The following is a 26,158-nucleotide window of genomic DNA, read 5'->3' as shown; positions in this document are numbered from 1 at the left end:
GGCGCCCTAGGCCGGCAGGCCGAGTGCGCGCAGGTCCACCCGGAGGGCGTCGGCGTCGGTGAACACCACGCCGTGGAGCCCGGCCGCGACCCCGGCCGCCACGTTGGCCGGCCGGTCGTCGACGAGGACGAGGTCACCGGCGGCGAGCCCGGTCCGCTCCACGAGGACCGCGAAGATCCGCGGGTCGGGCTTGGCCAGCCGCTCCCGGCCGGAGACGACGACGTCCTCCAGGAGCGCCAGCACCTCGAACCGCCCCGGCGCGTGGGGGTAGAGCTCCTCCGACCAGTTGGTCAGGCCCCACTGGCGCACGCCCGCGGCGTGCAGGGTCTCCACCAGCGCCCGCGTCCCGGGCACCTCACCGGCGAGCGAGTGCGCGAAGTGGGCGCGGTAGGCGCGAGCGTGCGCGGCCCACTGCGGGTGGGTGCGGGCCAGCTCGTCCTCCGCGTCCTGCCAGGTCGTCTCCCCGGCGTCCATCCGGTGGTTCCAGGCGAGGAAGTCGAAGCCGGAGAGGAACCGGCGGGCCTCGTCGTCACCGACGCCCTCCGCCACGGCGAGCGCCGGCTGCCAGTCGATGAGCACGTTGCCGAGGTCCCAGACCACGGCCGAGGGCGTCACCGGGCGTCGTCGGCGAGCCGCACGCCGGTCACCGGCCAGCGCGCGCCGGGCGGGTAGAAGTTGCGGTAGGTCGCCCGGGTGTGGCCCGGCGGGGTCAGCGCGCAGCCTCCGCGCAGCACCATCTGGCCGGACATGAACTTGCCGTTGTACTCCCCGATCGCGCCCTCGGCGGGCCGGAACCCGGGGTAGGGCAGGTAGGCCGAGCCGGTCCACTCCCAGCAGTCCCCCAGCATCTGCCGCAGGCCGCCCGTCGCCGGCCCGGCCGCGCGCGGGTGCAGCGCGTTCACCGCGGGCTCGACCGCGCCCGACACCGTCGCGGCGTGCTCCCACTCGGCCTCGGTCGGCAGCCGCTTGCCCGCCCAGGTCGCGTAGGCGTCGGCCTCGTAGTGGCTGACGTGGCAGACCGGCGCCGCCGGGTCGACCGGGTGCGTGCCGTGCAGCGTGTGCTCGAGCCAGCTCCCGTCGTCGGCACGCGTCCAGTAGAGCGGCGCCTCCCAGCCCTCCGCCTGCACCCTGCTCCAGCCGTCGGAGAGCCACAGCTCGTGGCGGTGGTAGCCGCCGTCGGCGAGGAACGCCAGCCACTCCCCGTTGGTGACCAGCCGGTCCGCGAGCCGGTAGGGGCCGACGTACGACGCGTGCCGGGGCAGCTCGTTGTCGTAGGAGAACCCGGCCCCGGGACCCTCGTGCCCGATCTCGACCAGCCCGCCCTCGAAGGAGACCCAGCGGAGGCGGTCGGGCACGCCCGGGTCCGCCGGCGACCCGGCGTACACCGGGCGCAGGGGGTTGAGGCTGAGCACGTGCTTGATGTCCATCAGGAGCAGCTCCTGGTGCTGCTGCTCGTGGTGGAAGCCGAGCTCGAGGACGGGGCGGACCTTGTCCAGCGTGCCCTCGTCGACCCGCGCGAGCAGGTCGGTCACGCGGTCGTCGACGTGACGGCGGTAGAGACCGACGTCGTGCGCGCCCGGCCGGGTGATCGCTCCCCGCATCGCGCGCTGGTAGCGGGGCCCGACGCCCTCGTAGTAGCTGTTGAACAGGAACCAGTACTGGTCCTGGAAGGGCGTGAAGCCCGGGTCGGCCTCGGCGAGCAGGAAGGTCTCGAAGAACCAGGTGACGTGCGCGCGGTGCCACTTGGTCGGCGACACGTCGGGCATCGACTGCACCGTCTGGTCCTCGGGGGACAGCGGGGCGGCGAGGCGCTCGGTGTGGGCGCGGACCTCGTCGAAGCGGGCGAGCAGGGCGTCCGAGTCGCTCATCCCTCGATCGTGGCAGGCTCCACCTGAACAGGCCACCCCGCCACGGCGAGAGGTGACCGGCGCCGCCTGGCACGGGCGGGCCACTGGACGACTGCGGCACTCGCCAGCACGCACGCACCGCCGGCCACCTGCCAGGGGCCCAGCGCCTCGCCGAGCACGAGCGCGGCGCTGCCCACGGTGACGACGGGCTCCAGCAGCGAGAGCAGGGAGGCCACCGACGGACCGACCCGGGCCAGCCCCACGAAGAAGGCGATGATCGGCGCCACGGTGCACGCCAGCGCCACCAGGACCAGCCAGAGCCACGCGCGCGGCGCCAGGGCGAGGTCGGGCAGCCCGCGCACGGCCGACGAGGCCAGCAGGGTGCCGGTCGCCCCGCAGCACACGACGGCGGCGAACGCGATCGGGTCGGCCCTCACGCGGTCCCCCACGAGGATGTAGCCGGTGTAGACGACGGCCGCGCCGAAGGCGAGCGCGGACCCGACCGGGTCGAAGGAGCCCGCGCCGCCGAGCACCAGCGCGACGCCGACCAGGGCGACCCCGAGTGCCGCGACGCGTCGCCCGGACGCCCGCTCGCGCCGGGTCAGCACGGCGGAGACCATCACCAGCAGGGGGTAGCAGCAGAAGACCAGCGCGACCTGCGAGGCGTCGACGAACCTCAGGGCGGAGAGGTAGAGCCCCGCCTGCGCGACGTAGCCCACGCCTCCCATGAGCAGCGCGGTCACGACCGTCCGACGGGTCAGGTGGCGCAGCCGGCCCTGGGCCTGCGCGAGGGCCACGAGCACCACGCCGGCCAGCCCGAAGCGCACCAGGAGGAACGCGTCGAGCCCCACCCCGTCGTCGTACGACAGCGACGCGAGGACGGCCATGAGGCCGAAGCCGACCGCGGAGAGCAGGCAGGCGAGGGGTCCCATGGGTCCAGCGTCGGGGCGCGCGACCGTTCAGGTCCACCTCGGGTTGCTGCACGACATCGTGAAGGTAATCTGAACGGATGCTGGACCTCCACCGTCTCCGCCTGCTGCGCGAGGTGCACGTGCGCGGCACGATCCACGCCGCGGCCGGCGCCCTCGGCTACACGCCCTCGGCGGTCTCCCAGCAGCTGGCCGTCCTCGAGCGCGAGGCCGGGGCCCGGCTGCTCGAGCGCGTCGGACGCAACGTCCGCCTCACCGAGGCCGGCCACGTGCTGGTCGGCCACGCCGACACCCTGCTCGAGGGCGCGGAGGCCGCCGCTGCCGAGGTCGCCGCCGTCGCCGCCGGGCGCCTCGAGGGCACCGTGCGGGTCTCGGCCTTCCAGTCGGCCTTCCTGCGCGTCGTCGCGCCCACCATCCGCGACCTGGCCGACGAGCACCCCGGCATCCGGGTGGAGGCCACCGAGCTCGAGGTCGAGCAGGCGGTGCCGGCCCTGCGGCTGCACCAGCTCGACGTGCTGGTCGGCGACGAGTACGAGGAGCAGCCGCGCGCGCTCCACCCCGAGCTGCGCCGCGAGACCGTGCTGCGCGAGCCGATCAACGTGGTGCTCCCGGCCGACCACCCCCGCGCCGCCGACACCCACGTGTCCCTCGCGGACCTGGCCGACCTGCCGTGGGCGGCCTGCCAGCCCGGCACGGGCCACCACGCGATGCACCTGCGGGCGTGCCGCCAGGTCGGCGGGTTCGAGCCCGACGTGCGCCACACCTCCGACGACTTCCTCATCCTGCTCGAGCTCGTGCGCACCACGGGTGCGGGTGCGCTGCTGCCCGAGCTGGTGCTGGGCCTCGGGGCGCCCGGGGTCGTCGTACGCCCCCTCGAGGCGCCGGTCGGGCGCGAGGTCTTCCTCCTCACCCGCCGCAGCCGCACGCCCACGGTCGAGGCCGTGACGCACGCGCTGCTCGCCGCCGGGCGGGCTGCGATCTCCTAGTCCGGCATGGTCCGGAAGTCGCCGCCCCGGAGGACGCCCGCAACCTGGCCGTCGCGGCTCGGCGTGACCCGCAGCTCGACGCTCTGCCGATGACGCGTCGGGGGCGCGTGATGGACCCCGTGGCGGTCGGACCATCCCGACCGCAACTGGACCTCGAGCGAGCCCGTAGACCTCGGCGGCCCCGAGGTCGCCGTTGCGCTTGTCCTTGGTGTGGTGTCCCCCCATGGGTCGACCCTGGCGGCAGCCACCGACAACGCGCCGTCCCTCGCTAGGGTTCTCCTCAGGCCTCCGTAGCTCAGGTGGATAGAGCAGCCGGTTTCTACCCGGCGTGGCGCGGGTTCGAGTCCTGCCGGGGGCGCCACCGCCAGCGGTCAGCCGCGTCTCGCAGCGCAGCTCGGACAGCGCCGGGTTGACGTGGGATGTGGCCGGCGCCGGCACACCACGAGGCGGGATCCGGGTGCTCCCCGTCGCGTTCGCCCTCGTCCTCCTGGGCCGAGCCCCTAACGTGGAGGGATGGCCGGACGCGACCGCACCCGCACCAGGCGAGCCGCGAGGTGGGCGGCGTGGGCGCTCGGCCTGGGCCTCCTGACCGTCCTGGCCACCGCCCCGCTCATCGTCCAGCGCACCGTCGAGGGCTTGCGCTTCCCCGACCGGCTCGGCACGGTCCCGGTCGAGGTCACGCTGGTCCACAACGGCTACTCGGTGCTCGACACCGGCGTCCTCGGCTCGGTGTTCTGGGACCGCACGGGGCCGCTGGGGCTCGGTGCCAACCTGCGCGTGACCGGACCGCCCGACGCCGGCGGCACCCTCGCGTCGTACATCGACCCGGCGTTCCTCAAGGTCAACGCCCAGTCCCTCAACGATCCCGCGGCGGTCGGGCGCGCCTACGCCCGCCAGCTGACCGACCGGTTCCAGGAGGGCTTCCTCACCCGGGCCGGCCTCGTGGGTGTGGCCGGCGGGGTCGTGCTGACGCTGATCCTCCTGCCGCGGCTGAGCCGCTACGACCGGCGCCGTCGCGTCCTGGCCGTGACGGCCACCGGCGCCGCGATGCTGGTCGGCTCGAGCGCCTTCGCCGCGGTGCAGTACGCCACGTGGCCCGGCAGCGACCCCGCCCCGCGGCTCTACCCGCTCGACGCCCGGCCGGAGCTGTCCTTCACCAGCCCCCAGGCCCGCGAGGTGGCCGAGCAGGTCCAGCCGTTCATCGAGAAGAACGTCCGGCGACTCAAGGAGCGCGGCGCGCACTACGAGGAGGAGGCCGCCGCCTCGATCGCGAGCGTCCTCCCGGCCGCGAGCAGCCGGCTCGCGCCGCGCGAGGGCGAGGTGGTCGTGCTCGCCGAGGCCGACCCCCAGGGCAGCCTCGTGGGCACCCACGTCCGTCGCGGGCTGTACGCCGAGCTCGTGCGTCTGCTGGGCAAGGACGCCTTCGCCGCCCGCACCATCTCCGGGGACGTCAGCTCCAACGGCACGGTCGGCGAGGAGGGGTTCGTCCGCGGCGAGGCGGAGGCCTCCCCCACGATCCCGGTCGTGGCGGCGAAGGGCGACCACGACTCCACCACGACGGTCGACCAGCTGAAGAAGTTCGGCGCCGACGTCGTCGACCGCAAGCTGGTCGAGGTGGACGGCCTGACCTTCACCGGCGGCGCCGACCCGGACTTCAAGTCGCTCTTCGGCGGCATGGTGACCAACCCGTCGGGGGTCTCACCGACCGAGCGCGGCGCCCAGGTGCGCAAGGTCGTCGACGAGCAGGAGCCGGGCACGCCGGTCCACGTGGTGGTGCACCAGCCCGACGCGATGCTCGGCTACCTCGGCATCGACGACATCGACCTGCTGCGCGCGACCCGCGGCCACGAGGACCAGCCCTGGGACGACGGCATCCCGGACCTGCCGCCCGGGTCGGTGAGCTACGGCCACTGGCACGACCCCGACGGTCCCTTCGTGGTGTGGAACACCGACACCGACAAGGTCACGTGGACGGTCGTCGACCAGCTCGGCACGTCCGGCGGGGTCGAGGAGCAGCCCACGATCAACCGCTTCTCGACGCCCTACTCCCCGCCCCTCAAGCCGATGAGCCTGCGCCTGCACTACGTCGACCAGGACACCGGACTCGTCACGGGGGCCGTCGAGCTGACCTTCGAGGTCGACGGCCGCCTGCGCGTCGGTCAGCGCGTCGAGCTCGGCCAGTAGGCCCTCAGCGCTGCGCCCAGCCGGTCGCGTGGTCGTCGATCTCTCGCCGCAGCTCTCGCTTCCCGGCGTCGTCGAGGAACGACACGTCGACCGCCGTCCGGGCGAGGTCGGCGACCCCGTCGGCGTCGAGGTCGAGCAGGTCGGCGGCGATCTCGTACTCCTGGTTGAGCCACGTCCCGAACATCGGCGGGTCGTCGGAGTTGATCGTCACCACCGCACCGGCCGCCACCATCTCCTTGATCGGGTGCTGGTCGAGGTGCTCGACCGCACGCGTGGCGATGTTGGAGGTCGGGCACACCTCGAGCGGGATGCGCTGCTCGACCAGGTGCTGCAGCAGCGCCGCGTCCTGGGTGCACGACGTGCCGTGCCCGATCCGCTCGGCGCCGAGGTCGTTCAACGCGTCCCAGATGGTCTGCGGCCCGGTCGTCTCGCCGGCGTGGGGCACCGAGTGCAGCCCCGCTGCGCGGGCCGCGTCGAAGTAGGGCTTGAACTGCGGCCGGGGCACGCCGATCTCGGGGCCGCCGAGCCCGAAGCCGACCAGCGACGACGGAGCGGCGTCGAGGTAGGTCACGGTCTCGGCCGCGGCCTCGACCCCGAACTCGCCGGGGACGTCGTAGCACCACTGCAGGCGCACGCGGTGGTCACGCTCGGCGGCCACGCGGGCGTCCTCGATCGCCTCGACGAACGCCTCGATCGGGATGCCCGCCTTGACGTTGGTGTACGGCGTGCAGGTGAGCTCGGCGTACCGGATGCCCTGGCCGGCCATGTCGGCGGCGATCTCGTAGGTGATCATCCGGATGTCCTCCGGCTCGCGGATCAGCGCGACGACGGCGAGGTAGACCTCGACGAAGTGCGCGAAGTCGCGGAAGGTGAAGAACTCCTTGAGCGCGTCGGGGTCCGAGGGCACCGTGCCGGGGTGGCGCTCGGCGAGCTCGGCGACGATGCGTGGCGAGACCGAGCCGACGTGGTGCACGTGGAGCTCGGCCTTGGGCAGGCCGGCGATGAAGTCCGCGAGGGGACGGTCCTGGGTCACGCCCTCACAGTAGGAGGGTCGGCCGGAGGCGCCCGGGTAGGGTCACCGGTGATGAATGACCGACTCGTGTGGATCGACTGCGAGATGACCGGCCTCAGCACCACTGCTGACGCGCTGGTCGAGATCGCCGCCCTGGTGACCGACTTCGACCTCAACGTGCTCGGGGAGGGCGTCGACCTGATCATCAAGCCGCCCGCCGAGGCGCTGGAGCAGATGGTGCCGTTCGTGCGCGACATGCACACCAGCTCCGGCCTCCTCGAGGAGCTCGACCAGGGCACGACGCTGGCCGACGCCGAGGAGCAGGTGCTCGCCTACGTCCGTGACCAGTGCCCCGACGGCAGCCGTCCCCCGCTGGCGGGCAACAGCGTCGGCACCGACCGGCTCTTCCTGGCCCGCGACATGCCTCAGCTCGACGAGTTCCTGCACTACCGCATCGTCGACGTCTCCTCGATCAAGGAGCTCGCCCGCCACTGGTACCCCCGCGCCTACTTCGCCGCGCCCGCCAAGCACGGCAACCACCGCGCGCTGGCCGACATCCAGGAGTCGATCGAGGAGCTGCGCTACTACCGCGCCGCGATCTTCACCCCCTCGCCCGGACCCTCGTCGGCCGAGGCCAAGGCGATCGCGCAGGGCCTCCCCGAGGGCGCTGCCGAGGTGCCGTCGGCGAACGGCTCCGACCCCGGTCAGGCCGAGGTCTGAGAGCCGGTACACTTCTGCGTGCTCCGTGCCCTCCGCAGATCGCTCTGCGGGTGGATCGGAGCCATGGTGGGTGTAGCTCAGCTGGTAGAGCACCTGGTTGTGGTCCAGGTGGCCGCGGGTTCAAGTCCCGTCACTCACCCCACTGCCCAGTGGGCGACGTCAGGCCCCTGACCCGCAGAGATGCAGGTCGGGGGCCTTCGTCGTCCGGGGCGTTGCCCCCCAGCCGCCCCCAGCCGCCCCCAGCCGCCCCCAGGTGGCGCGATCTGAGGGGCGCTGTGAAGGGGCAGTCACGGACCGATGGCACACCCGACACACCCGACACACCCCGCACGGTCAGGCCGGTCAGCACCATCAGACCCCGGTGAAGGGCTGCCACCAGTGCCCCGTACGAACCGAGTCCAGGTCCCAGGCGCTCGGCCCTCTGAGCGTCTCGGCCGGGGTCATGAGGCGACACCTGCGCTCATCCGCTCGAGGTCTCGGCCGAGGAAAGCGGCGAGCTGGTCGTGCGGCGCGGCGCCTGGGTGCGCGGCCACCTCGGGACCGAACACGCCGGGCATGCGGTAGGCGTCGACACCCATGGCGCGCATGGTGGCGAGCAGGTCGGCGCAGAGCTGCTGGTCGATCAGGTCCACCCTTCCGGTGGCGACTGCCAGGTCGACGCCGTGCACGAGCACCTCGGTGAGGTGGATGACAGCCGCCATCGGTCCGGGCAGCGCACCCAAAGAGATCTGCACGGTGGTCGACAAGGCGCCCGGCTGACGCCAGGCGGACCGGTCGGCGGCCGCGGCATCGAGGAACTGCCCCACGGGGTCGGCGCCGAGCCAGTCGGCCTCGTGGTCGGCCCCGGCGTCGTTCCCGGTCAGCTCCGCGGTGAAGATCCGCATGCCTCCCACGGTGTGGTTCACGACCTCGCGAACGTCCCAGTCGGCGCACGGTGTGGGCTCGGTCCACTGGGTCTCGCTGATCTGGCTGACGATGGCGCGGGTCATGTCCAGGCTGCGCTCGATGCGGTCAATGACGTCGTACGGCTCGTTCATGGGCGTCCTCCCTCGGTGGTCATCGCCGTAACCTTACGCCCGTTGCCTTACGGGTGTAAAGTACGTCGCGTGAACTCGGACCCAGGCAGAACCAGGAACCCGCGCGGTCATGGCGAGAAGCTGCGCCGCGACATCGTGGCGGCCGCCACCGCACTGATCGAGGAGACCGGCAGCGAAGATGCGATCACGTTGCGCGGAGTGGCTCGCAAGGTCGGCATCTCGGCCCCGTCGGTGTACGGACACTTCGAGAGCGTCGAGGCAATCGTCGCCGCGGTCGTGGCCGACGCGTTCGCCGAGCTCGACGCGGCGCTCGAGGCAGCCGACGGCTCCGCCTCGCCCGCGGAGCACCTGCAGGCCGTCTGTCGGGCCTACCTGGAGTTCGCCCGCGACCGTCCCCACCGCTACCGCGTCATGTTCGGACGGCACCGGACGAACCCGCGCGCCGCGATGACCGAGCCGCGTGCAGCCGAGAACCTTCTCGGCGCCCAGGCGTTCGGCACCCTTGTCAGTGCGGTCGCCCGCACCGCCGGCACGGAGCCGGACGCGACGACGTTCACTGACGCCACCGCCTTGTGGGTGGCGATCCACGGCTACGCGTCTCTGCAGGACGCCGTGCCCGCCTTCCCCTGGCCAGAGCCAGGTGAGATGCTCCCCATCCTTCTAGGCCGGCTCGTGCAGGACCGCGCATGACCGACGGGCTCACGCTGCGCCGGCTCGAGGAGAGCGACGTCACGGCGGTTCAGAGGCTCATCGAAGCTGACCCCGACTACACCCAGCGCGTCAGCGGCTCTCCACCCGGTCCGGACGAGGCACATCGCCTGCTGACCGCAAGGCCGGCGACCCTCGCTCCGGACCAGAAGGTCGTGCTGGGCGTGTTCTGCGGCACCGGCCTGGTCGCGCTCATCGACCTGCTGCGCGGGTGGCCTGATGCTGGCACCGTCCACATCGGCCTGCTTCAGGTGCACCCCCAGCACCAGGGCCAAGGCATCGGCCGCCGGGCCCACGACCTCCTCCTGGACTGGATCCACGGATGGCCGGAAGTCACCCAGCTACGAGCAGCCATCGTGGAGACCAACGCCGAACACGCGGCACCGTTCTGGCAAGCGCTGGGCTACACCGCGTTCGGGCCGCCCAAGCCCTACGAGCAGGGAGCGGTCAGTACGACGGTCCGCCTCTGGACCCGGCCAGTGGTCTCGAGCATCCAACCGGTGAAGTCACGACCCTCTCCCCCACCGGGCGCAGTCGTCGGTCATGTGGCGTGACCGTCCGCCGGTTGCAACGGCGCGCAAGTGAGGGGCACTTCGGGGGCGCAGATGCAGGTCGGGGGCCCTCGTCGTCCGCACTCCTCACCGCCTCGTCGAGGCGGCTGCCGGCCCGCTCCCGAGACGTCGGCAACGTCCAGCAGCACGAGCGACCCGACGCCGAGGGCCCGGAGCATCTGGGCAGCCACGGTGCAGTCCCGCTCGTCCGGGGTCATGGCCGAGCGCGAGGTTGGCGTCGTACGTGTCGAGCCCGAGGTCCTGCAGGACGACGAGGACGTCACCACGGTGCCGTCGGCGAGCCGCACCGGCAGCGGGACCACCGCGCGGACCGCTGCGTGGGGCACCTCAGCCCGCACGGACCGGCTCCTCGAGGTCGCTGAACCGCTCCGACAGCGCGTAGCGCAGCAGCACGACGTCCCCGATGCGGCGTACGTCGGCCAGCTCGGCGCGGTGCTGCTCGTCCCACGGGAACCGCCCGTCGGAGACGAAGCGCGGCGCCCGGGAGTCGCCGACGAACAGGGGCGCCACGACCAGCTGCAGCTCGTCGGCGAGGCCCTGGGTGAGGAGCTGGGTGTGCACCTGTCCCCCGCCCTCGACCATCAGACGCCTGACGCCCCGCTCGTGCAGCGTCGCGACCACCCGCCCCATCGAGACGCGGCGGCCGCCGTCCAGCACGGCGGCCGCCCCGGCGAGGTGGGTGCGGACCCGTGGCACCGCCGACGTCCCGGCGAAGACGAGCTTCTCGGTCGCGCCGGTGGTGAAGAAGCTCGCCCGCGGGTCGAGCCGGCCGGAGTCGGTGAGCGTGACCTTCGCGGGCGTCTCCGGCAGTCCGCGGGCGAGCCGCTCCGCACGCAGATCGGGGCTGCGGACCACCAGGCGCGGGTCGTCGCTGCGGATCGTGCCGGCCCCGACCATGATCGCGTCGCAGCCCGCCCGCACCCGGTCGACCCGTCCGAGGTCGGCGGCGTTGGACAGCACGAGCCGTCGGTCCGAGGCGTTGTCAAGGTAGCCGTCGAGGCTGAGGCTGCAGCTGAGCAGCACGTAGGGCCGGGTCATGCGTGCCTCCAGCGGACGGGTCGGGGCATGGCGTCGGCCAGCAGGAGCACTGCCCCCGGGAGCACGGCGAGGAAGGTGAGGACTCCGGAGAGCGCGGCCACGGTCACCCCGCCGGCCGCACCGAGCCCGGCCGCGGAGAACACCCATGCCGCGGTGCCCTCGCGCGGGCCCCAGCCCGCGACGCCGAGCGGCAGGGAGGAGCCGAGCAGGACCGTCAGCAGCAGGGGTACGGCGGCCGGGGCGGGCAGCGCGACCCCGGCGGCCCTCGCCGCGGTCAGGAGGACCAGCACGTGGCCCAGCACGGCGACCGCCGAGAGCACCAGCGGCAGCCAGAGACCGGTCACCGCGAGGCGGCGCAGCTCGCCGAACGCCACCGAGCGCCGGCCCCGCCGCACCCTGAGGACGGCCCGACCGAGCAGGCCCAGGACGACGACGAGGGCGACCCCGAGACCGAGGTACGCCGGCATGCGGGCCGGCGCGGGCAGCCACGCCATCGCCACGGCCGCGCCGCCGACGAGCAGCACCTGCCCGACGGCCCGCTCCCACAGCACCGCGCGGGCGGCCCCGGGCAGCGCCGAGACGTCCACGCCGTGGCGCACCGCGCGATGCACGTCGCCCAGCACGCCACCCGGGAGCGCCACGTTGAGCAGCTGGGAGCGGTAGTAGGCGCCGAGCGCCGAGCGGAGGTCGAGGTCCAGCCCGAGGTGGCGGGCGGTCCAGGTCCAGCGCCACGCGCAGCACGCGGTGGTCAGCGCGGTGACGGCGAGGGCAGTCGCCACGGCCGGCACGGTCAGCGCGTCGAGCGCCCGCGCGAAGGGCTCGGTGCCGACGTACGCCAGGAGGACCGCGAGGACGGGGGCGCCGGTGACGAGGCGGAGTGCCTGGCTCATGACCGGACCACGGTGGCGGGGGCGGTCCGGTTCACCCGCACCCGGTCGACGGCTCGCAGGACGGCCGCTGCGGTGGCCGACCAGGCGGGCAGGTCGACGCGCCGGGCGGACGCGGCGGCGCGCAGTCGTGCCCGGGCCGCTGGGTCGGTCAGCCACGCACGCAGGGCGTCCGCCAGGGTGGTCGGGTCACCGGGCGGGACGAGCAGTCCCGGCACCGCGCCGGTCCCCGTGCGGCCCACCGCCTCCGCGACGCCACCGGTGTCCGAGGCGACCACGGGCACGCCGTGGGCCAGGGCCTCGGTCGTCGCCATCCCGTAGGTCTCGAGCCGGGTGGGCTGCACGAGCAGGTCGGTGGCCGCGAGCTGCCTGGCCACGCGCGAGTGGGGCACGGGACCCCGGAGCAGCACCCGGCGGTCGAGACCCTCCTCGCGCACGCGCCGCTCGACCCGCCGGACGAAGCGGGGGTCGAGGTCCCGCGGCCCGACCACGCGGCACGTCCAGGGAAGGTCGCGCAGCCCGGCCAGCGCCTCCACCAGCACGTCCTGGCCCTTGGCCGGGACGACGGCTCCGAGGCAGAGCAGCGCGCCTCCCGTGCCCCGCCGGGCCGGTGGTGCGTGCCGAGCGCCCGGCCGCGCGACGTGGACCGCGTCGAGGCCGTAGGCGGTCGTCAGCCAGTCCCGGGTCCAGCCGCTCGTGGCGACCACACCCGCAGCAGCGCTCAGCGCGCGTCGCTCCTGCGCTGCCACGACCGGAGGCACGGTCGCGTCCAGCCCCAGGGGCAGGTGGACCAGCACCAGCACGGTGAGGCGACGACGGACGGCGGCGAGCGCGTCGGCCGCGGCCGACCCGACCAGCCCGTCGAGGACCACCACCTCGCCGTCCGGGACCTGTCCGAGCACCCGAGCCAGGGCGCCCTCCTCTCCGCGACCCGGCCACCGCCCCGGCACCGGGTGCTCCCCCACGCGCACACCGGCAGCCCGGAGCGCGTGGGCGAGCTCGGCGTCGTACACGTTGCCGCCGCTGGGCCGTCCCGGGTCGACGACCGAGCCCGGCACGACCAGGTGCACCTGCATCACGCCTCCCGTGCCGGCCGGCGGTAGGACGCCCACGCCACGTCGGACTCGCGCAGCACGGCCTCGACCTCGGTGACGTGGGGGCCGACCGCGAGGCGCGCCGCGCACCGGTCGGCGACCTCGCGGGCCAGCACCTCGGTCGTGGTGAGGACACCGGCGAGCGACGGCTCGTCGTCGAGGTTGCGCAGCTCCAGGCCGGCGAGGACGGCTCGCAACCCGCTCGCGACCACCCCGAGGTCCGCGACCACGCCGTGCTGGTCGAGCCGGTCCGCCCACAGGGTCAGCTCGACGACGTACGTCGCGCCGTGCAGGCGCTGGGCCGCCCCGAAGAACGGGTCGGCCAGGCTGTGGGCCACCATCATCCGGTCACGCACGGTCAGGCTGAACATCCGCGTCCTCCCCGTCGTAGGCGATCGTCCGGCAGATCCCCGGAGCGCCCTGCGCGACCCGCGCCATCAGGTCCGGCAGGTCCTCGAACGACGTCGTGCCGGTGAGAAGCGCGTCGTACGCCGGGTCGCGGAGCAGGTCGAGCGCGAGCGAGCGGCGGCCGGCGTGGTCCCACCGCGACCGAGCCGTGGGCGAGACGGTGCCGACCTGGGTCGAGCGCAGGGCCAGCCGTCGCGAGTGGAAGTCGCCGCCGAGCGGCAGCGGGACGACCCGGTCGCCGTACCAGCTGAGCTCGGTGACCGTGCCGCCCGTGGTGAGCAGGCCGAGCGCGAGGGCGAGCCCCTCCGGTGTCGCGCTGGCGTGCAGGACCAGGTCCTGCTCCCCCGGCGCTGCTTCCGGGAGGGCGAAGCGGACCCCGAGCGTCTCCGCGACCGCGCCGCGTGAGGCGTCGAGGTCCACCAGGGTCACCTCGACGCCCGGGACCCCGGCGAGCAGCCGGGCGGCCGCGCAGCCGACCATGCCCGCCCCGACCACCGTCACCCGGTCGCCGAGCAGCGGCGGCACGTCCCACAGCGCGTTGACCGCGGTCTCGACCGCACCTACCAGCACCCCGCGTCGTGCGGGCACGCCCTCCGGCAGCGGGGTCACGTCCCGCGCGGGCACGACGTACGCCGTCTGGTGCGGGTGCAGGCAGAAGACGTCCCGCCCGACCAGGTCCGGAGCACCGGCGACGACCACGCCGACGCTGAGGTAGCCGTACTTCACCGGCCAGGGGAAGTCCCCGACCTGGTGCGGTGCCCGCATGCGCTCGCGCTGGTCCGCCGGCACCCCGCCGCGCAGCACGAGCCGCTCGGTGCCACGGCTGACCGCCGAGAAGCGCGTGCGCACGAGCACGTCGGCCGCGCCGGGCTCGGGCAGCGGCTCCGACCGGATCTCGCACCGGCAGGGGCCGGTGACCCACAGCGCACGTGCCGTCCGTGTCATCCCTGCTCCTGGTGGTCGCCGGTGAACCGCGAGCGGCCCTGGTCCGTCGTGGAGGAGGAGTCCTCTCCCACCACACGGAGGTGCCGTGCGCCCGGTTCACCCGACTCCCGCGGACCGCGTCACGGCGGCGCGCCTGGTGCTGGCGCTCGCGGTCGCGGTGCTGGCCCTCGTTGCGGTGGCAGGCCACGACGCCCGCCCGGTCCTGTGCCTGCTGGCGGCCGTCGCGCTGCCCCTCGACGCGGTCGACGGGCACGTCGCGCGCCGCACCGGCACGGTGACGGCCCGAGGGGCTCACTTCGACGCGGAGACCGACGCACTGCTCGTCCTCGCCCTGAGCACCTACGTCGCGACGTCGCTGGGATGGTGGGTGCTGGCGGTCGGAGCGGCGCGCTACGCCCTCCTCCTGGCCCAGGCCGTCTGCCCGCCGCTGCGCGGACCGCTGCGGCCGGCGTACTGGCGCAAGGTGGTCGCGGCTCTCCAGGGGGTCGCGCTCCTGGCCGCCGCAACCGGATTCCTCCCGCGGGTCGGCGCCCTCGCCGTCGTCGCCGTGGCGCTCGCCCTCCTGGTGGTCTCCTTCGGCACCGAGGTCGTGGAGCGGCTCACCGGTGCCGGGGCCGGGCCGACCATCCTCGACGGGCTCGCCGTCGCGCTGGTGTGGGCCGCCCCCGCCCTCCCGACCGTGACCCGCGTGCCGGTGGAGGCACTCGTCCTGGTCGCGCTCGTGCTGGTGCTGCCCGGTCGGGTCGGCCGCGCGCTGGCCGTGACGGTCGGAGCGGTCGGGGGCCTGCTGCTGGTCCTCAAGGTGCTCGACCTCGGCTTCCGCGCCGTGCTCGACCGCGACTTCCGCCCCGTCGCCGACTGGACCTACCTCCCGTCGGCAGTGGGCGTGCTGAGCGACTCCGTCGGCGGCCTCGCCGCCCGGGCTGCCGCCGTCGGCGCGGTGGTCGCCGCGGTCACGGCGGTCGTCCTGGTGCCGCTCGCGACGGTGCGGACCTGCGCGCTCGCCCGGCGCCACCCGCTCCCCGCCACGCGAGCCGTCCTCGGCCTCGCCGCGGTCGCGCTGGTGACCGCCCCGCTGGGCGCGGGCGGCCTGTCGTCGGCGTCGGCGCGGCTGGCCGTGGCCGAGGTGCGCACCGCGCGGGCGGACCTGCACGACCGGGGCGTCTTCGCCGCGCAGATCGCCAGGGACCCGTTCGGGTCCGTCCCGGGCGACCACCTGCTCCAGGGGCTGCGCGGGAAGGACGTGCTGCTGGTCTTCGTGGAGAGCTACGGCCGCTCCGCGGTGCAGGACAGCTCCTACGCCCCGGGGATCCGTGCCGTCCTCGCCGCGGGGTCGCGGCGCCTCGGTGCCGCGGGCTACCGCTCCCGCAGCGGGTTCCTGACCTCACCGACCTTCGGCGCGGGCAGCTGGCTGGCCCACGCGAGCGTCCAGTCGGGCCTGTGGGTCTCGGGCCAGCGACGCTACGAGCAGCTGCTCGCGACGCGACGCCTCACGCTCTCCACCGCCTTCGACCGAGCGGGCTGGCGCACCTTGCTCGATGTGCCCGCCGACACCGAGGACTGGCCCGCCGGCGAGCACTTCTACGGCGTCGACCAGCTGCACGACTCCCGCGACGTGGGCTACCGCGGGCCACGCTTCGGCTATGCGCCCGTGCCCGACCAGTACACGCTGGACTGGTTCGCCCGCCACGAGCTGACCCCCGGCGACCGGCGTCCGGTCATGGCCGAGATCGACCTGGTCTCCAGCCACCACCCCTGGGCACCCCTGCCGCGTCTGGTCCCCTGGGACCGGGTCGGCGACGGCTCGGTGTTCCACGGCATGCCCCAGCAGGGCGAGAGCGCCGCGGAGGTCCTCGCGGACACCCGGCGCGTGCGGTCGGCGTACGGCCGGTCCGTGGAGTACACGCTGCGCACCGTCGTCTCCTTCCTGGCCCGGTCCGGGGGCGACCTGGTCGTCGTGATGCTCGGCGACCACCAGCCGCACCACTACGTCAGCGGCGCCCACCCCGGCTACGACGTGCCGGTGACCCTGATCGCCAAGGACCCTGCCGTCGTACGCCGGGCGGCGGGGTGGGGCTGGGAGCCCGGGCTGCTGCCGAGCCGGCAGGCCCCGGTGTGGCGGATGGACGCCTTCCGCGACCGGTTCCTGGCCGCCTTCGCCGAACCGACGCGCCGACGGTGAACCGCGCGGCCCTGCGGACCGTGTCCAGAGCAGCGGATCGGAGGTCCCCATGAACACTCGAACGATCGGTGCCGCAGCGGCGGTGGTGTCCGCCCTCGTCCACCTCTACCTGTGGGTCGACGGCGTCAAGGACCAGGGAACGGTGGGTGCGCTGTTCGTGGTCAACGTGGCCGCGGGCCTGGTCATCGCGGTGCTGCTCGTGCGCTGGCACCACTGGGTGCCGCTGTTCCTGCTCGCCGGCTTCGGAGCTGCGACGCTCGGGGCCTTCCTCGTCGCGGTCAACGGCAGCCTCTTCGGCATCCACACCAGCTGGAGCTGGTACGCCTGGGTCGCCGCGGTGAGCGAGGTCGTCGCCGTGGCGTGCGGGGCCTACGGCCTGGTGCGCGAGGGACACCTCGGCCACCTCACCGCCGGCGGAACCCGCCGGGCCCACGGTTGAGCACGCACAATGGCCGGACGAGCGCAGCGACGGGAGGTGCGTTGCCCAGGCAGCAGGAACGGCTGATGCAGGCGCTGCACGACGAGCACGCGGCGGACCTGTGGCGCTACTGCCTGCACCTGACCATGGGCGACGCGGCCCGGGCCCAGGACGTCTGCCAGGACACGCTCCTGCGGGCCTGGCAGCACCCGGACGTCCTGTCGAGGTCCTCGGCGCAGACCCGAGCGTGGCTGTTCACCGTCGCGCGCAACCTGGTCATCGACCAGTGGCGCTCCCGGCGCAGCCACCCCGAGACGATCACCGCGGAGGTCCCCGAGACCGAGCAGCAGGACCACGTCGACCAGCTGTTGCAGTCGTGGGTCGTCGCCGAGGCGATGACGCGGCTCTCGCCCGACCATCGCCAGGTGCTGCGCGAGTGCTACTTCGACGGCCGCTCGGTCGCCGAGGCCGCCCGCCGCCTCGGCATCGCGGAGGGGACGGTGAAGTCCCGCACCCACTACGCCCTGCGGGCGCTCCGCCTGGCGCTCGAGGAGCTGGGGGTGAGCCGATGAGCACCGACCCGTTCTCGCACGACGACGCGGCCTACGTCCTCGGGGCCCTCGGCCCCGCGGAGCGTCGCGCCTTCGAGGAGCACCTGACCGGGTGCGCGAGCTGCACCCGCGCCGTCGCCGACCTCGCCGGCCTGCCCGCGCTGCTCTCGCAGGTCGACGAGCCCGCCTACGCCGGCCCCGAGGCCTCGCCGGTCCTGCCCGAGACGATGCTCCCCCACCTGCTGGAGGAGGTACGACGGCGCGGTCGCCGGGTGCGCCTCCTCGCCGCGACGGGAGCAGCCGCAGCCGCCGTGATGATCGCCGTCGTGAGCGCGGTGCTGCTCGTCGGCTCCTCCTCGTCCCCGGTGCCGGCACGGATGCAGGCGATGACGCAGGTCGACCAGGACCGGCTCAGCGCCACCGTGTCGCTCGAGGACGTCGCGTGGGGCACCCGGATGCGGCTGGCCTGCACCTACCGCGGCGGCGACTGGGGCGAGGGCTCACCGTCCTACGCCCTGGTCGTCCGGACCCGCGACGGCTCGACCGAGCAGGTCGCGACGTGGCGCGGCGTGCCCGACCGGGAGACGCGGCTCGAGGCGGCCACGGCTGCCGACGTCGCGGACATCGCCTCGGTCGAGGTGCTCGTCAGCGGCACGGGCCGCACCGTGCTCACCCTGAGACCCACCCGCACCTGAACGGGCCCGGGCGGGAGGGACCGACCGGCCGCGCTGGTCGTCCGCACCGGTCGTGCGCACTTGCCGCCGTACGCCCTCCGCCACCGCTAGTGTCCCCCTCATGACGGCCACGCCGGCGGTGCCCTCCACGCCCACCGTGCTCATCGTCGACGACGACCCCGCGGTCCGCGACGTGGTCCGCGCGACGCTGGAGCACCAGGGGTTCGAGATCGTGGGCGAGGCGGTCGACGGTCTGGACGCCGTGGAGCAGTTCGTCGCGCTCGACCCCCCTCCCTCGGCCGTGGTCCTCGACGAGCGCATGCCGGGCACGACGGGGCTGGAGACGGCCGTGCGCATGCTCGCCCACCGGCCCAACCAGGTGGTCGTGCTGTTCTCGGCCGCCCTCAACCCCGGGGTGGTCGAGGCGGCGCTCAACGTCGGCATCCTGCAGTGCGTCGACAAGCTCGAGGTCCGACGGCTCCCGCGCGTGCTCCACGTCCTGCTGGGCGGCTGAGCACCCGAGCACCCCTGGCCCTTCGGGGTGGACCGTTCGGTGGAGGTCGGACTCCATCCGCATGAGGACCATTGACCTGTGGAGAAAACCCGGCCCGATTTCTACCGTTGTGTCGACCCACCCGTCACGTCCTTCTCGGGAGACTCGTGTTCACCTCAGGCAAGACCGTTCTCGCCGCCGTCGCACTGACCGCCGGCACCCTCACCGTCACCGCCGCCCCGGCCCACGCCGCGGGTCGCTACTACTCCAGCTGTTCGGCGCTGCACCACGACTTCAAGCACGGCGTGGCCAGGTCCTACACCGCAGCGATGCGACAGGTGCGCGCCGGTTACGGTCGCCCGGCGTACGGCGACCGCGCCAAGGCGATCTACTGGCGCAACTACACGCGTCTGGACCGCGACCGCGACGGCACGGCTTGCGAGGCCTGACCGTGCGTCGCTCCCTCGTCCTGGTCGTCGCCCTGGTCGCCGGTGTGCTCTCCACGCTCGCCGGCGCCGGGCCGGCCGCCGCCCTGGACTACGACTGCTCGGACTTCTCCACGCAGGCCCAGGCCCAGAAGGTCTACCTCGACGCCGGCGGGCCGCGCAGCGACCCCTACCGGCTCGACGCCGACGACGACGGGCGCGCCTGCGACTCGCTGCCGTGCCCGTGCGGCTCCTCCGGCGGGTCGACGAGCGGCTCGACCAGCGGGTCCACCCGGCCCGCGCGCCTGGTGCAGTACGGCCGCGTCACCAAGGTCGTCGACGGCGACACCATCGACGTCCGGCTCCACTCCGGGGCGCAGCGCCGGGTCCGCCTGGTCGGCATCGACACCCCCGAGGTCTACGGCGGCGTGGAGTGCGGCGGCCGGGCGGCGTCGAGGTCGCTGAAGCGGAAGCTGCCCACCGGCACCCCGGTCAAGCTGGTCAGCGACCCGACCCAGGACCGGGTCGACCGCTACGGCCGCCTGCTGCGCTACGTGGTCAAGCGCTCCACGGGCCGCGACATGAACCGCACCCAGGTGTGGCTCGGCTGGGCCACGGTCTACGTGTACGCCGGCACGCCGTTCGAGCGCGTCACCTCCTACCGGCGCGCCCAGAGCGACGCGCGCTCCGCCCCGCGCGGCATCTGGAGGGCCTGCTGACCCGGGGTCCTCGCGTGTCCGGGTCTCTCCCCCGGCCGGCGCTCAGAGCCGCAGGTCCTCGGCCGTGAGCTCGCCGTCGATCACCCGCTGCGCGACCTGGCGCATCGGCAGACGGCCGCGCCGGCTGTAGGAGCGCATCAGCTCGAAGCCGGACTCCACGGGCATCTGCTCGCGCGCCAGCAGGACCCCCTTGGCCTGCTCGATCGACACCCGGCTGCTGAGCGCCGACTGCAGCTGGTGGGCGAGGAGGGCCGACTCGCGGACGGCTCGCTCCTGCAGCAGCCCGATCGTCGCGATGTCGGCCAGCGCCTGCCCGATCAGCAGGTCGTCGGAGCTCAGCGGCGTCCGGCGGGTCTGGAAGAGGTTCATCGCGCCCAGGTTGGTCTCGCGCAGCCGGAGCGGCAGCGCATGGGTCGAGGTGAAGCCGAGCTGCTCAGCGACGCGGGTGAAGCGCGGCCAGCGCGCCTGGGCCTCGACGAGGTCGACGTTGACCACGGGCTCGCCGCCGGTCAGGCAGTCCAGGCACGGGCCCTCCTCGTTCTGGACCTCGAACAGCTCGAGCACCTCGACCCGCTCGCTGCTCACCGCGACCACGTGGAGCGTCCCGCGAGCACCACGCAGGATCACCCCGGCCGCATCGGCGTCGAGGAGCTCGATGCTGCGCTCGACCAGGGTGGACAGGAAGTCCACCGCGTCGAACTCGTCGACGAGGGTGTCGGCGAGCTCGACGAAGACGTGGGCCAGGCGTTGGTCGGTCATCGTGCCTCCAAACCGTGAGGTGCCCCGTGGGGCGCCCCGTCACTCATCGTGAGCACCCGGATCGGCGATCACGAGTCGCGCCGCGAGGACGTCTCGCGCCACCTGCAGCAGTGTCCGCTCCGTGGCGAACGCCCGGGCGCGCATCAGCTCGAGCGCGTCGTCGAGCCGCACGCCGGCGGTGACCGAGACGAAGCCGGTGGCCTGGTGGATCTCCGCGGTGTAGTCGAGGGAGGAGGCGAGCCCGCCGACGCTCGACGGGTCGGTCTCGGCCTCCTGGAGGTCGAGCAGGATCGCGGTCGCGGCGTCGACCCAGGTCCGGACCGACGCCGTGGCACCGCTGGTCTCCAGCGGCCCCGGCGAGCCGGCGTACATCGCCAGCGCCCCGACCCGCACGGCCACCACCGAGAGCGGCCAGGCGACGATCGTGCCGACCCCGGCCTCGAGCGCCATCGGGGCGTACGTCGGCCAGCGGGCGGTCGCGGCGTCGTCCAGCTGGTGGTGCACCGAGGGCGCGCCGGAGCGCGCGGCGTCGGCGGCCGGCCCCTCGGCGAGCTCGACCTGTCGCTCCTCCAGGCGCCGGAGCACGGGGTCCGAGGCGCCGACGACCGCGACCAGCCCCGTGTGGTCCCCGACCGAGAGGGTGGCGCCCTTCAGGCTGAGGTCGCTCGTGCAGTCGACGCAGAGCAGGTCGGTCAACGAGGTGCCGTCGACACGCTTGTCGTACAGCGCGGCGACGATCTGGCTGGTGGAGCGCACAGTCACCTCGGTCCTCGCAGAGCCCGGCGTGTCGACGGACGCGCGCGTGCCCACCCTACCCCTGACCCGGTCTGGACCACCTGTTGGAGCCGCGTGGATCGACCTGGATCCGCCGTCCGGCAGGTAGTGTGACCGGACGGCCCTCGTCTGCCCGGACCCTGCGTTCGCGAGCCTCGCCCTGCCCCCTTCCCGAGGACCGCCATGACGCGCCCAGTCGAGCCGATCGACGGTTCCGCCGAGCACTGGACCCACCGACTGCAGGTCGACGGTGGCTCGTCCGGCCACGAGACGCGGTCGTTCGTGTCGGGGCAGCTCACGCGCCACGGGATCTTCCACCTCGTCTCCCCCGCCGGCCTGGTCGCCGCCGTCCTGGCACGGGACGTCCTGCAGCGCGGGCGCTCCGGCCTGCTGCTGACCCTCTCGCGTGCCGACTCCGTCGTGCGGCTGACCATCGACGAGACCCCGGCCGGCACCGACAGCACCGACAGCGGCGACAGCGGCGAGGGCGCTCCGGTCGCCGAGGTGGATCACGCCACCCTGGTCGACCGCCCCCCTGGTCAGGGCATCCTCGGGCTCCTCTCGATGGACGGGGGGGTCACCACCCGGCCCGGACGCGTCGACGGCCTGTGGGCCGTCTTCGACGCACGCGACCGGCGACCCTCGGGGGGCCCTGGACCCCGCACCGCAGCCACGTCTGGGAAGGGTCCCCGAGCGCGGTCGCGCGGTCGCCCACGTTGACCGTCGACCGCAGGTCCGGGAGCCACCAGTCGCCCGGGCCCCGGGTGCACCGCGTTCGTGGGGGACGCCACCCGGCACGACGTCCGTCGAGGGGGACGGACGCAACTGGGTCGCCACCCCACCGTTCGGTCCTGGCACCAGGGCCGACCGGTGGGGTGTCGCGTGCCGCAGGGACCTCAGAGCGACTCGGGCCGGCGCAGCGCGCGGATCTCGGCCCGCAGCTCGCGCAGCTCGTCGTGCAGCGCGGCGAAGCGCGCGTCGTCGCGCGCCTGGTCCTCCTCCTCGTCCTCGTCCTGGTAGCGGTCGACGAGGAACGAGGCGAGTGACGCGGTGACCAGGCCGAGCAGCGCGATGCCGCAGAGCATGAGGACTGCAGCAACGCCTCGCCCGGCGGTCGTGACGGGGTAGCGGTCGCCGTACCCGACCGTCGTCACCGTCGCCCACGCCCACCACAGCGCGTCGCCGAAGGAGGTGATGGTCGCCCCGGGGGCGTCCCGCTCGGCGTCGAGGATGGCGAGCGCGCCGAGACCCACGGCAGCGGTCGTGACCGCCACGGCGTACATCGCGACGCGGCTGCCGAGCCGGCGCCCGATCGCCCGGTCCAGCACGGTGACGACCCGCAGCAGCTGCAGCGGCCGCAGGACCGGGACCGCCACGCTGAGCAGGTCGAGCGGGTGGTGACGCACGAACGCCGGTCGGTCGTGGGCCAGGCGGAGGCGGACCACGTAGTCGGTCAGGAACACCAGCCACGTGCCGCGCATCACGACCGCGGCGAGGCGGTCCACCGCCGTCGGCAGCGTCGGGTCGAGGATCGGCCAGGCGTAGGCCACGAGGAAGACCAGCGCGGCGAGCATGAGGGGCCAGGTGGTGAGGTCCTCCCACCGGTGGCGCCTCGCCTCGCGGTCGGAGGGGAGCGTCGTCGCGTCGGTCCCGGCCACGGGGACGAGGATGCCCGACGTCGCCGCCTTCAATCGCTGCGGTGACCTCCTCCGGTACGTTGTGCGCGATGTCCGCTCCTCACAAGCTCCCCCGGTACGACGTCGTCGTGGTCGGAGCCGGCCACAACGGCCTCGTCTCAGCGGCCTACCTCGCCGAGGCCGGACTCTCGGTCCTCGTGCTGGAGCGGCTCGGCACCACCGGGGGCGCGGCGGTGTCCCAGGAGCTGTTCCCCGGTCGGCCCGCCAAGCTGTCGCGGTTCTCCTACCTGGTCAGCCTGTTCCCCGACCAGATCAGCAAGGACCTGGGCCTCGACGCGCAGTTCCGCACGCGGCGCACCGCGTCGTACACCCCGACCATCCGGCGCGGTCAGCACACCGGGCTGCTCATCGAGAGCAACCCGGGCCAGCAGACGGCCGACTCGTTCCAGGCGCTGACGGGGTCGAGCCGGGAGTACGAGCGGTGGCAGTCCTTCCACGGCCGGCTCGCCGAGATGGCACAGGTGCTCGCCCCCTCCATGCTCGAGCCGATGGTCGCCAGGAACAAGATGCGCCAACGCCTCGGCGAGGACGTGTGGCGCTGGGTCGTCGAGCAGCCGCTCGGCGCGACCGTCGAGGAGGTGTTCGCCGACGACCTGGTCCGCGGCACCGTCGCGACCGACGGCGTGATCGGCACCTTCGCCGACCTGCACGACCCCGACCTGCGGCAGAACCGCACCTTCCTCTACCACCACGTCGGCAACGGCACGGGGGACTGGCGCGTGCCGATCGGAGGCATGGGCGCCCTCTCCTCCTCGATCGAGCGGGCGGCGTGGAAGCGCGGGGCCGAGGTGCTCACCCGGGCCTTCGCGCAGCGGGTCCGCAGCGACGGCAGGCACGCCCAGGTGCAGTTCCAGCACGGCGGCGAGTCCCACGTCGTGGAGTGCGACTGGGTGCTCGGCAACGTCGCGCCCTGGGTGATGCACCTGCTGCTCGGCGAGAACCCCGGCCCGCGGCCCGAGGGCTCGCAGATCAAGGTCAACATGCTGCTCGACCGCCTCCCCCGGCTGCGGTCCGGCGTCTCGCCGCCGCTGGCGTTCAACGGCACCTTCCACGTCGGTGAGAGCTACGACCAGCTGCAGCAAGCCTACGTCGAGGCGCAGGAGGGCGACATCCCGGAGTTCCCGCCGGGCGAGCTCTACTGCCACTCGCTGACCGACCCCTCGGTGATGGGCACCCTGGCGATGGAGGGCATGCACGCGTTCACGTTCTTCGGGCTGCACGCGCCGGCGCGGCTCTACTCCGGGCACGTCGAGGCGCAGCGCGACGAGACGGTGCTGCGCATCCTCGACGCGATCAACGTCTACCTCGAGGAGCCGATCGAGAACCTGATCTCCCTCGACGAGAACGGCAACCCCTGCCTGGAGGCGATGGCCCCCCAGGACGTCGAGGCGGCGCTGGCCATGCCCGGCGGGCACATCTGGCACGGCGACCTGAGCTGGCCGTGGTCGACCAACCGCGCCGCACCCGACACCCCCGCCCACGCCTGGGGCGTCGCCACCCACGTCGACAACGTGCTGATGGCCGGGTCGGGCGCGGCCCGCGGCGGCGGGGTCAGCGGCGTCGCCGGTCACAACGCGGCCATGGCGCTCCTGGAGATCCTCGGCAAGAAGGACCGCACCCGGGACGAGTAGCCCCGGGTGCGTCCGGTCGTGCTCAGATCGACGAGGGGTCGACCGTGGCGATCGGCTGGCTGGTCGGCTGCTTGGACCCCGTGCCGGGCTCGACCGTCACCGCGATCTGGGTGTCCTCCCCCGGCAGGCCCATGGCCGCACCGGTGGTGTCGGCGCCGAGCACCGCGGCGCTGGTCGTGATGCCGTTGTGCACCGCCCAGAGCTGGTAGACGTGCTGCCGGTCGAGGCGCGGCAGGTCCCGGGCGTCGACGGCCATCTCCTTGCGGGCCTGGGAGATCGCCACGTGCAGCGTGCCGCCGTTGGAGGTCTTGACCGCCAGCTGGCTGGCATCCGAGGCGTTGAAGACCACCTGCGCCGGCGCTGCCAGCGGCACCGTCTGCGCGTCCTGCGCCCCCAGGGTGCGGACCCCGATGAAGCCACCGACGGCGGCGGCGACCACGGCGACCGCGACGGCCAGCATCAGCGCGGGCGAGCGGCGGCGACGGGTGGCGAGGTCGACCACCGGGGTCCCCTCGACGCGGGCCGGCGGACGCTCCTGCGCGGCGCGCTCGGCGGCGCCGAGCACCTCGGCGCGCAGGTGGCGCGGGCTCGCCGCCCACGACTGGGCGCCCATGGCGGCCACCACCTCGCGGAACTCGGCGACCTCGGTGCGGCAGGCCCCGCAGCCCTGGAGGTGAGCCTCGAACTCCTCGGCCTCCTCGGTGGTCAGCGCGTCGAGCGCATAGGCGCCGGACAGCGTGTGGACGTCGATGCTCATGCCGACACCTCCATGCAGTCCCGGAGGCGGATCAGTCCGTCACGCATCCGGGTCTTGATCGTGGGGAGGGGCTTGTCGAGCAGCGTGGCGACCTCGCTGTAGGTGTAGCCCTGGTAGTAGGCCAGCTGGACCGACTCGAGCTGCAGGTCGGTGAGGGTCTGCAGGCAGTCGCGCACCTGCTTCTGCTCCTCGCGGCCGATCAGCTCGTCACCGGGGGCGTCGTGCTGCACGTCGTCGACCACCGTCCGGGCCTCGTACTTCCGCGACGCCTCGTTGCGGCGTACGGCGTCGACCGCGCGGCGGTGGGCGATCGTGAGGATCCACGTCTTGGCGGTGCCCTTGGAGGACTCGTAGGTCGGGGCCTTGCGCCACACCTCGAGGAACACCTCCTGCGCGACGTCCTCGGCCCGCTCCGGGTCACGGACCACTCGGCGGGCGAGCCCGTAGACCGAGCCGTTCAGCGCGTCGTACAGCCCGGCGAACGCCTCGGAGTCGCCGCGGGCGACCCGTCCGAGCAGCTCGGACACGTCGTCGCCGGCGCCGGTGCGCACGACCCGCAGGTCGGTGCGCTCGTTGCGCGCGCTGTCGCTCATGCCGCCTCCTCGGAGGTGCCCTCGCACCTCTCGCCCGTTGTTCGCCCCCATCCTCGCCTCGGATGGGTGGGCCCGCCCCCGATTTCACCTCACCCTGGCCCGCTGGTAATCTTTGACC

Annotated in this window: 29 protein-coding genes and 2 tRNA genes; 16 read left to right on the top strand and 15 right to left on the bottom strand. The window is 73.8% G+C overall.

All coding sequences use genetic code 11. The features are described from left to right. Window positions 1-6: 6 nt before the first annotated feature. The 3 genes from J2S63_RS18815 to J2S63_RS18805 are packed head-to-tail and all read right to left on the bottom strand — an operon-like array spanning window position 7 to window position 2,779. Window positions 7-615, bottom strand: coding sequence for an HAD-IA family hydrolase (locus tag J2S63_RS18815; RefSeq protein WP_310305551.1), 609 nt, complete (start codon window positions 613-615; stop codon window positions 7-9). After that, entirely contained in the window at window positions 612-1,868 is a 1,257-nt protein-coding gene (gene egtB / locus J2S63_RS18810) for an ergothioneine biosynthesis protein EgtB (RefSeq protein ID WP_310305547.1), read from the bottom strand. Before egtB ends, J2S63_RS18815 begins: the two co-directional genes overlap by 4 nt. Continuing rightward, the gene (locus tag J2S63_RS18805) at window positions 1,865-2,779 is read right to left on the bottom strand and encodes a DMT family transporter (RefSeq protein ID WP_310305544.1); all 915 of its coding nucleotides are present in this window, start codon (window positions 2,777-2,779) and stop codon (window positions 1,865-1,867) included. Before J2S63_RS18805 ends, egtB begins: the two co-directional genes overlap by 4 nt. 77 nt (window positions 2,780-2,856) lie before the next feature. On the opposite strand from J2S63_RS18805, the gene J2S63_RS18800 reads away from it, so the two are divergent. From J2S63_RS18800 to J2S63_RS18790, 3 genes are all read left to right on the top strand, one after another. Then, window positions 2,857-3,762 (top strand): LysR family transcriptional regulator, encoded by a 906-nt coding sequence (locus tag J2S63_RS18800; RefSeq protein WP_310305541.1) that lies wholly within the window; start codon window positions 2,857-2,859, stop codon window positions 3,760-3,762. A gap of 284 nt (window positions 3,763-4,046) precedes the next feature. Then, a tRNA-Arg gene (locus J2S63_RS18795) sits at window positions 4,047-4,123 on the top strand. Window positions 4,124-4,275: 152 nt separating this feature from the next. Next, a complete protein-coding gene (locus tag J2S63_RS18790) occupies window positions 4,276-5,946 on the top strand; it encodes a hypothetical protein (protein WP_310305539.1) in 1,671 nt (556 codons plus the stop codon). 4 nt (window positions 5,947-5,950) lie between these two features. Here J2S63_RS18790 and J2S63_RS18785 read toward each other — a convergent pair whose 3' ends face one another. Next, complete coding sequence (locus J2S63_RS18785) at window positions 5,951-6,979, bottom strand: adenosine deaminase (protein WP_310305536.1); 1,029 nt, start codon at window positions 6,977-6,979, stop codon at window positions 5,951-5,953. Between the two features lie 51 nt (window positions 6,980-7,030). Between J2S63_RS18785 and orn the strand changes: the two genes are divergently transcribed. Next, a complete protein-coding gene (gene orn / locus J2S63_RS18780; protein ID WP_310305533.1) occupies window positions 7,031-7,678 on the top strand; it encodes an oligoribonuclease in 648 nt (215 codons plus the stop codon). A 66-nt stretch (window positions 7,679-7,744) separates the two neighbouring features. After that, a tRNA-His gene (locus J2S63_RS18775) sits at window positions 7,745-7,820 on the top strand. 298 nt (window positions 7,821-8,118) lie between these two features. On the opposite strand, the gene J2S63_RS18770 is transcribed toward J2S63_RS18775, so the two are convergent. Further along, a complete protein-coding gene (locus tag J2S63_RS18770) occupies window positions 8,119-8,715 on the bottom strand; it encodes a TIGR03086 family metal-binding protein (RefSeq protein ID WP_310305531.1) in 597 nt (198 codons plus the stop codon). 69 nt (window positions 8,716-8,784) lie between these two features. Here J2S63_RS18770 and J2S63_RS18765 point away from each other — a divergent pair, with 69 nt between their 5' ends. Both J2S63_RS18765 and J2S63_RS18760 read left to right on the top strand, forming a co-directional pair. Continuing rightward, on the top strand, window positions 8,785-9,405 hold the full coding sequence (locus J2S63_RS18765; protein WP_310305528.1) for a TetR/AcrR family transcriptional regulator: 621 nt from the start codon (window positions 8,785-8,787) through the stop codon (window positions 9,403-9,405). After that, on the top strand, window positions 9,402-9,977 hold the full coding sequence (locus J2S63_RS18760) for a GNAT family N-acetyltransferase (RefSeq protein WP_310305525.1): 576 nt from the start codon (window positions 9,402-9,404) through the stop codon (window positions 9,975-9,977). The genes J2S63_RS18765 and J2S63_RS18760 overlap by 4 nt, the downstream gene beginning before the upstream one ends. Before the next feature lie 345 nt (window positions 9,978-10,322). Here J2S63_RS18760 and J2S63_RS18755 read toward each other — a convergent pair whose 3' ends face one another. Genes J2S63_RS18755 through J2S63_RS18735 form a run of 5 tightly spaced genes read right to left on the bottom strand, consistent with a single transcriptional unit; the run spans window position 10,323 to window position 14,367 of the window. After that, complete coding sequence (locus J2S63_RS18755; protein WP_310305522.1) at window positions 10,323-11,033, bottom strand: RibD family protein; 711 nt, start codon at window positions 11,031-11,033, stop codon at window positions 10,323-10,325. Beyond that, a complete protein-coding gene (locus tag J2S63_RS18750; protein ID WP_310305520.1) occupies window positions 11,030-11,923 on the bottom strand; it encodes a lysylphosphatidylglycerol synthase transmembrane domain-containing protein in 894 nt (297 codons plus the stop codon). The genes J2S63_RS18755 and J2S63_RS18750 overlap by 4 nt, the downstream gene beginning before the upstream one ends. Further along, complete coding sequence (locus tag J2S63_RS18745) at window positions 11,920-12,996, bottom strand: glycosyltransferase family 4 protein (RefSeq protein ID WP_310305517.1); 1,077 nt, start codon at window positions 12,994-12,996, stop codon at window positions 11,920-11,922. Before J2S63_RS18745 ends, J2S63_RS18750 begins: the two co-directional genes overlap by 4 nt. Then, window positions 12,996-13,385, bottom strand: a complete 390-nt coding sequence (locus J2S63_RS18740) for a 6-pyruvoyl trahydropterin synthase family protein (protein WP_310305514.1) — start codon at window positions 13,383-13,385, stop codon at window positions 12,996-12,998. The genes J2S63_RS18745 and J2S63_RS18740 overlap by 1 nt, the downstream gene beginning before the upstream one ends. Then, complete coding sequence (locus J2S63_RS18735) at window positions 13,363-14,367, bottom strand: zinc-dependent alcohol dehydrogenase (protein ID WP_310305511.1); 1,005 nt, start codon at window positions 14,365-14,367, stop codon at window positions 13,363-13,365. The genes J2S63_RS18740 and J2S63_RS18735 overlap by 23 nt, the downstream gene beginning before the upstream one ends. Window positions 14,368-14,452: 85 nt before the next feature. Here J2S63_RS18735 and J2S63_RS18730 point away from each other — a divergent pair, with 85 nt between their 5' ends. From J2S63_RS18730 to J2S63_RS18700, 7 genes are all read left to right on the top strand, one after another. Beyond that, complete coding sequence (locus J2S63_RS18730; protein WP_310305508.1) at window positions 14,453-16,549, top strand: CDP-alcohol phosphatidyltransferase family protein; 2,097 nt, start codon at window positions 14,453-14,455, stop codon at window positions 16,547-16,549. A 49-nt stretch (window positions 16,550-16,598) separates the two neighbouring features. Then, window positions 16,599-16,988 carry a hypothetical protein gene (locus J2S63_RS18725; protein ID WP_310305505.1) on the top strand — a complete coding sequence of 130 codons (390 nt, stop codon included), beginning with the start codon at window positions 16,599-16,601 and terminating at the stop codon, window positions 16,986-16,988. Next, on the top strand, window positions 16,985-17,539 hold the full coding sequence (locus tag J2S63_RS18720) for a sigma-70 family RNA polymerase sigma factor (protein WP_310305502.1): 555 nt from the start codon (window positions 16,985-16,987) through the stop codon (window positions 17,537-17,539). Before J2S63_RS18725 ends, J2S63_RS18720 begins: the two co-directional genes overlap by 4 nt. Next, the gene (locus tag J2S63_RS18715) at window positions 17,536-18,213 is read left to right on the top strand and encodes an anti-sigma factor family protein (RefSeq protein WP_310305499.1); all 678 of its coding nucleotides are present in this window, start codon (window positions 17,536-17,538) and stop codon (window positions 18,211-18,213) included. Before J2S63_RS18720 ends, J2S63_RS18715 begins: the two co-directional genes overlap by 4 nt. Window positions 18,214-18,313: 100 nt before the next feature. Next, window positions 18,314-18,706: a response regulator gene (locus J2S63_RS18710; protein WP_310305496.1), complete on the top strand. Its 393-nt coding sequence runs from the start codon at window positions 18,314-18,316 to the stop codon at window positions 18,704-18,706. 146 nt (window positions 18,707-18,852) lie between these two features. Further along, window positions 18,853-19,134 carry an excalibur calcium-binding domain-containing protein gene (locus J2S63_RS18705; RefSeq protein ID WP_310305493.1) on the top strand — a complete coding sequence of 94 codons (282 nt, stop codon included), beginning with the start codon at window positions 18,853-18,855 and terminating at the stop codon, window positions 19,132-19,134. A gap of 2 nt (window positions 19,135-19,136) precedes the next feature. Next, window positions 19,137-19,829, top strand: coding sequence for a thermonuclease family protein (locus J2S63_RS18700; protein ID WP_310305491.1), 693 nt, complete (start codon window positions 19,137-19,139; stop codon window positions 19,827-19,829). Between the two features lie 42 nt (window positions 19,830-19,871). On the opposite strand, the gene J2S63_RS18695 is transcribed toward J2S63_RS18700, so the two are convergent. Then, complete coding sequence (locus J2S63_RS18695) at window positions 19,872-20,588, bottom strand: GAF and ANTAR domain-containing protein (protein WP_310305488.1); 717 nt, start codon at window positions 20,586-20,588, stop codon at window positions 19,872-19,874. A 39-nt stretch (window positions 20,589-20,627) separates the two neighbouring features. After that, window positions 20,628-21,350, bottom strand: a complete 723-nt coding sequence (locus J2S63_RS18690) for an ANTAR domain-containing protein (RefSeq protein ID WP_310305485.1) — start codon at window positions 21,348-21,350, stop codon at window positions 20,628-20,630. Window positions 21,351-21,545: 195 nt separating this feature from the next. On the opposite strand from J2S63_RS18690, the gene J2S63_RS18685 reads away from it, so the two are divergent. Continuing rightward, a complete protein-coding gene (locus J2S63_RS18685) occupies window positions 21,546-22,082 on the top strand; it encodes a hypothetical protein (protein ID WP_310305482.1) in 537 nt (178 codons plus the stop codon). Between the two features lie 176 nt (window positions 22,083-22,258). Here J2S63_RS18685 and J2S63_RS18680 read toward each other — a convergent pair whose 3' ends face one another. Continuing rightward, on the bottom strand, window positions 22,259-23,020 hold the full coding sequence (locus J2S63_RS18680) for a potassium channel family protein (RefSeq protein WP_310305479.1): 762 nt from the start codon (window positions 23,018-23,020) through the stop codon (window positions 22,259-22,261). 68 nt (window positions 23,021-23,088) lie between these two features. Between J2S63_RS18680 and J2S63_RS18675 the strand changes: the two genes are divergently transcribed. After that, window positions 23,089-24,690, top strand: a complete 1,602-nt coding sequence (locus J2S63_RS18675) for a phytoene desaturase family protein (RefSeq protein WP_310305477.1) — start codon at window positions 23,089-23,091, stop codon at window positions 24,688-24,690. Window positions 24,691-24,712: 22 nt separating this feature from the next. On the opposite strand, the gene J2S63_RS18670 is transcribed toward J2S63_RS18675, so the two are convergent. Together J2S63_RS18670 and sigK are read right to left on the bottom strand one after the other, a co-directional pair. Next, a complete protein-coding gene (locus tag J2S63_RS18670; protein ID WP_310305473.1) occupies window positions 24,713-25,447 on the bottom strand; it encodes an anti-sigma factor in 735 nt (244 codons plus the stop codon). Then, window positions 25,444-26,040: an ECF RNA polymerase sigma factor SigK gene (gene sigK / locus J2S63_RS18665; protein ID WP_310305470.1), complete on the bottom strand. Its 597-nt coding sequence runs from the start codon at window positions 26,038-26,040 to the stop codon at window positions 25,444-25,446. The genes J2S63_RS18670 and sigK overlap by 4 nt, the downstream gene beginning before the upstream one ends. Window positions 26,041-26,158: the final 118 nt, after the last annotated feature.

The sequence above is a fragment of the Nocardioides marmoribigeumensis genome (assembly GCF_031458325.1).
GTDB classification, from domain to species: Bacteria; Actinomycetota; Actinomycetes; order Propionibacteriales; family Nocardioidaceae; genus Marmoricola_A; species Marmoricola_A marmoribigeumensis.
This window is presented reverse-complemented; position numbering and strand designations above follow the sequence as displayed.

Coding starts and splice junctions, on each gene's coding strand:
- J2S63_RS18740 (WP_310305514.1), bottom strand. CDS start 13,385: ATGTTCAGCCTGACCGTGCGTGACCGGATGATGGTGGCCCACAGCCTG.
- J2S63_RS18685 (WP_310305482.1), top strand. CDS start 21,546: ATGACGCGCCCAGTCGAGCCGATCGACGGTTCCGCCGAGCACTGGACC.
- J2S63_RS18715 (WP_310305499.1), top strand. CDS start 17,536: ATGAGCACCGACCCGTTCTCGCACGACGACGCGGCCTACGTCCTCGGG.
- J2S63_RS18750 (WP_310305520.1), bottom strand. CDS start 11,923: ATGAGCCAGGCACTCCGCCTCGTCACCGGCGCCCCCGTCCTCGCGGTC.
- J2S63_RS18805 (WP_310305544.1), bottom strand. CDS start 2,779: ATGGGACCCCTCGCCTGCCTGCTCTCCGCGGTCGGCTTCGGCCTCATG.
- sigK (WP_310305470.1), bottom strand. CDS start 26,040: ATGAGCGACAGCGCGCGCAACGAGCGCACCGACCTGCGGGTCGTGCGC.
- J2S63_RS18770 (WP_310305531.1), bottom strand. CDS start 8,715: ATGAACGAGCCGTACGACGTCATTGACCGCATCGAGCGCAGCCTGGAC.
- J2S63_RS18670 (WP_310305473.1), bottom strand. CDS start 25,447: ATGAGCATCGACGTCCACACGCTGTCCGGCGCCTATGCGCTCGACGCG.
- J2S63_RS18755 (WP_310305522.1), bottom strand. CDS start 11,033: ATGACCCGGCCCTACGTGCTGCTCAGCTGCAGCCTCAGCCTCGACGGC.
- J2S63_RS18695 (WP_310305488.1), bottom strand. CDS start 20,588: ATGACCGACCAACGCCTGGCCCACGTCTTCGTCGAGCTCGCCGACACC.
- J2S63_RS18800 (WP_310305541.1), top strand. CDS start 2,857: ATGCTGGACCTCCACCGTCTCCGCCTGCTGCGCGAGGTGCACGTGCGC.
- J2S63_RS18760 (WP_310305525.1), top strand. CDS start 9,402: ATGACCGACGGGCTCACGCTGCGCCGGCTCGAGGAGAGCGACGTCACG.
- J2S63_RS18745 (WP_310305517.1), bottom strand. CDS start 12,996: ATGCAGGTGCACCTGGTCGTGCCGGGCTCGGTCGTCGACCCGGGACGG.
- J2S63_RS18675 (WP_310305477.1), top strand. CDS start 23,089: ATGTCCGCTCCTCACAAGCTCCCCCGGTACGACGTCGTCGTGGTCGGA.
- J2S63_RS18735 (WP_310305511.1), bottom strand. CDS start 14,367: ATGACACGGACGGCACGTGCGCTGTGGGTCACCGGCCCCTGCCGGTGC.
- J2S63_RS18710 (WP_310305496.1), top strand. CDS start 18,314: ATGACGGCCACGCCGGCGGTGCCCTCCACGCCCACCGTGCTCATCGTC.
- egtB (WP_310305547.1), bottom strand. CDS start 1,868: ATGAGCGACTCGGACGCCCTGCTCGCCCGCTTCGACGAGGTCCGCGCC.
- J2S63_RS18790 (WP_310305539.1), top strand. CDS start 4,276: ATGGCCGGACGCGACCGCACCCGCACCAGGCGAGCCGCGAGGTGGGCG.
- J2S63_RS18725 (WP_310305505.1), top strand. CDS start 16,599: ATGAACACTCGAACGATCGGTGCCGCAGCGGCGGTGGTGTCCGCCCTC.
- orn (WP_310305533.1), top strand. CDS start 7,031: ATGAATGACCGACTCGTGTGGATCGACTGCGAGATGACCGGCCTCAGC.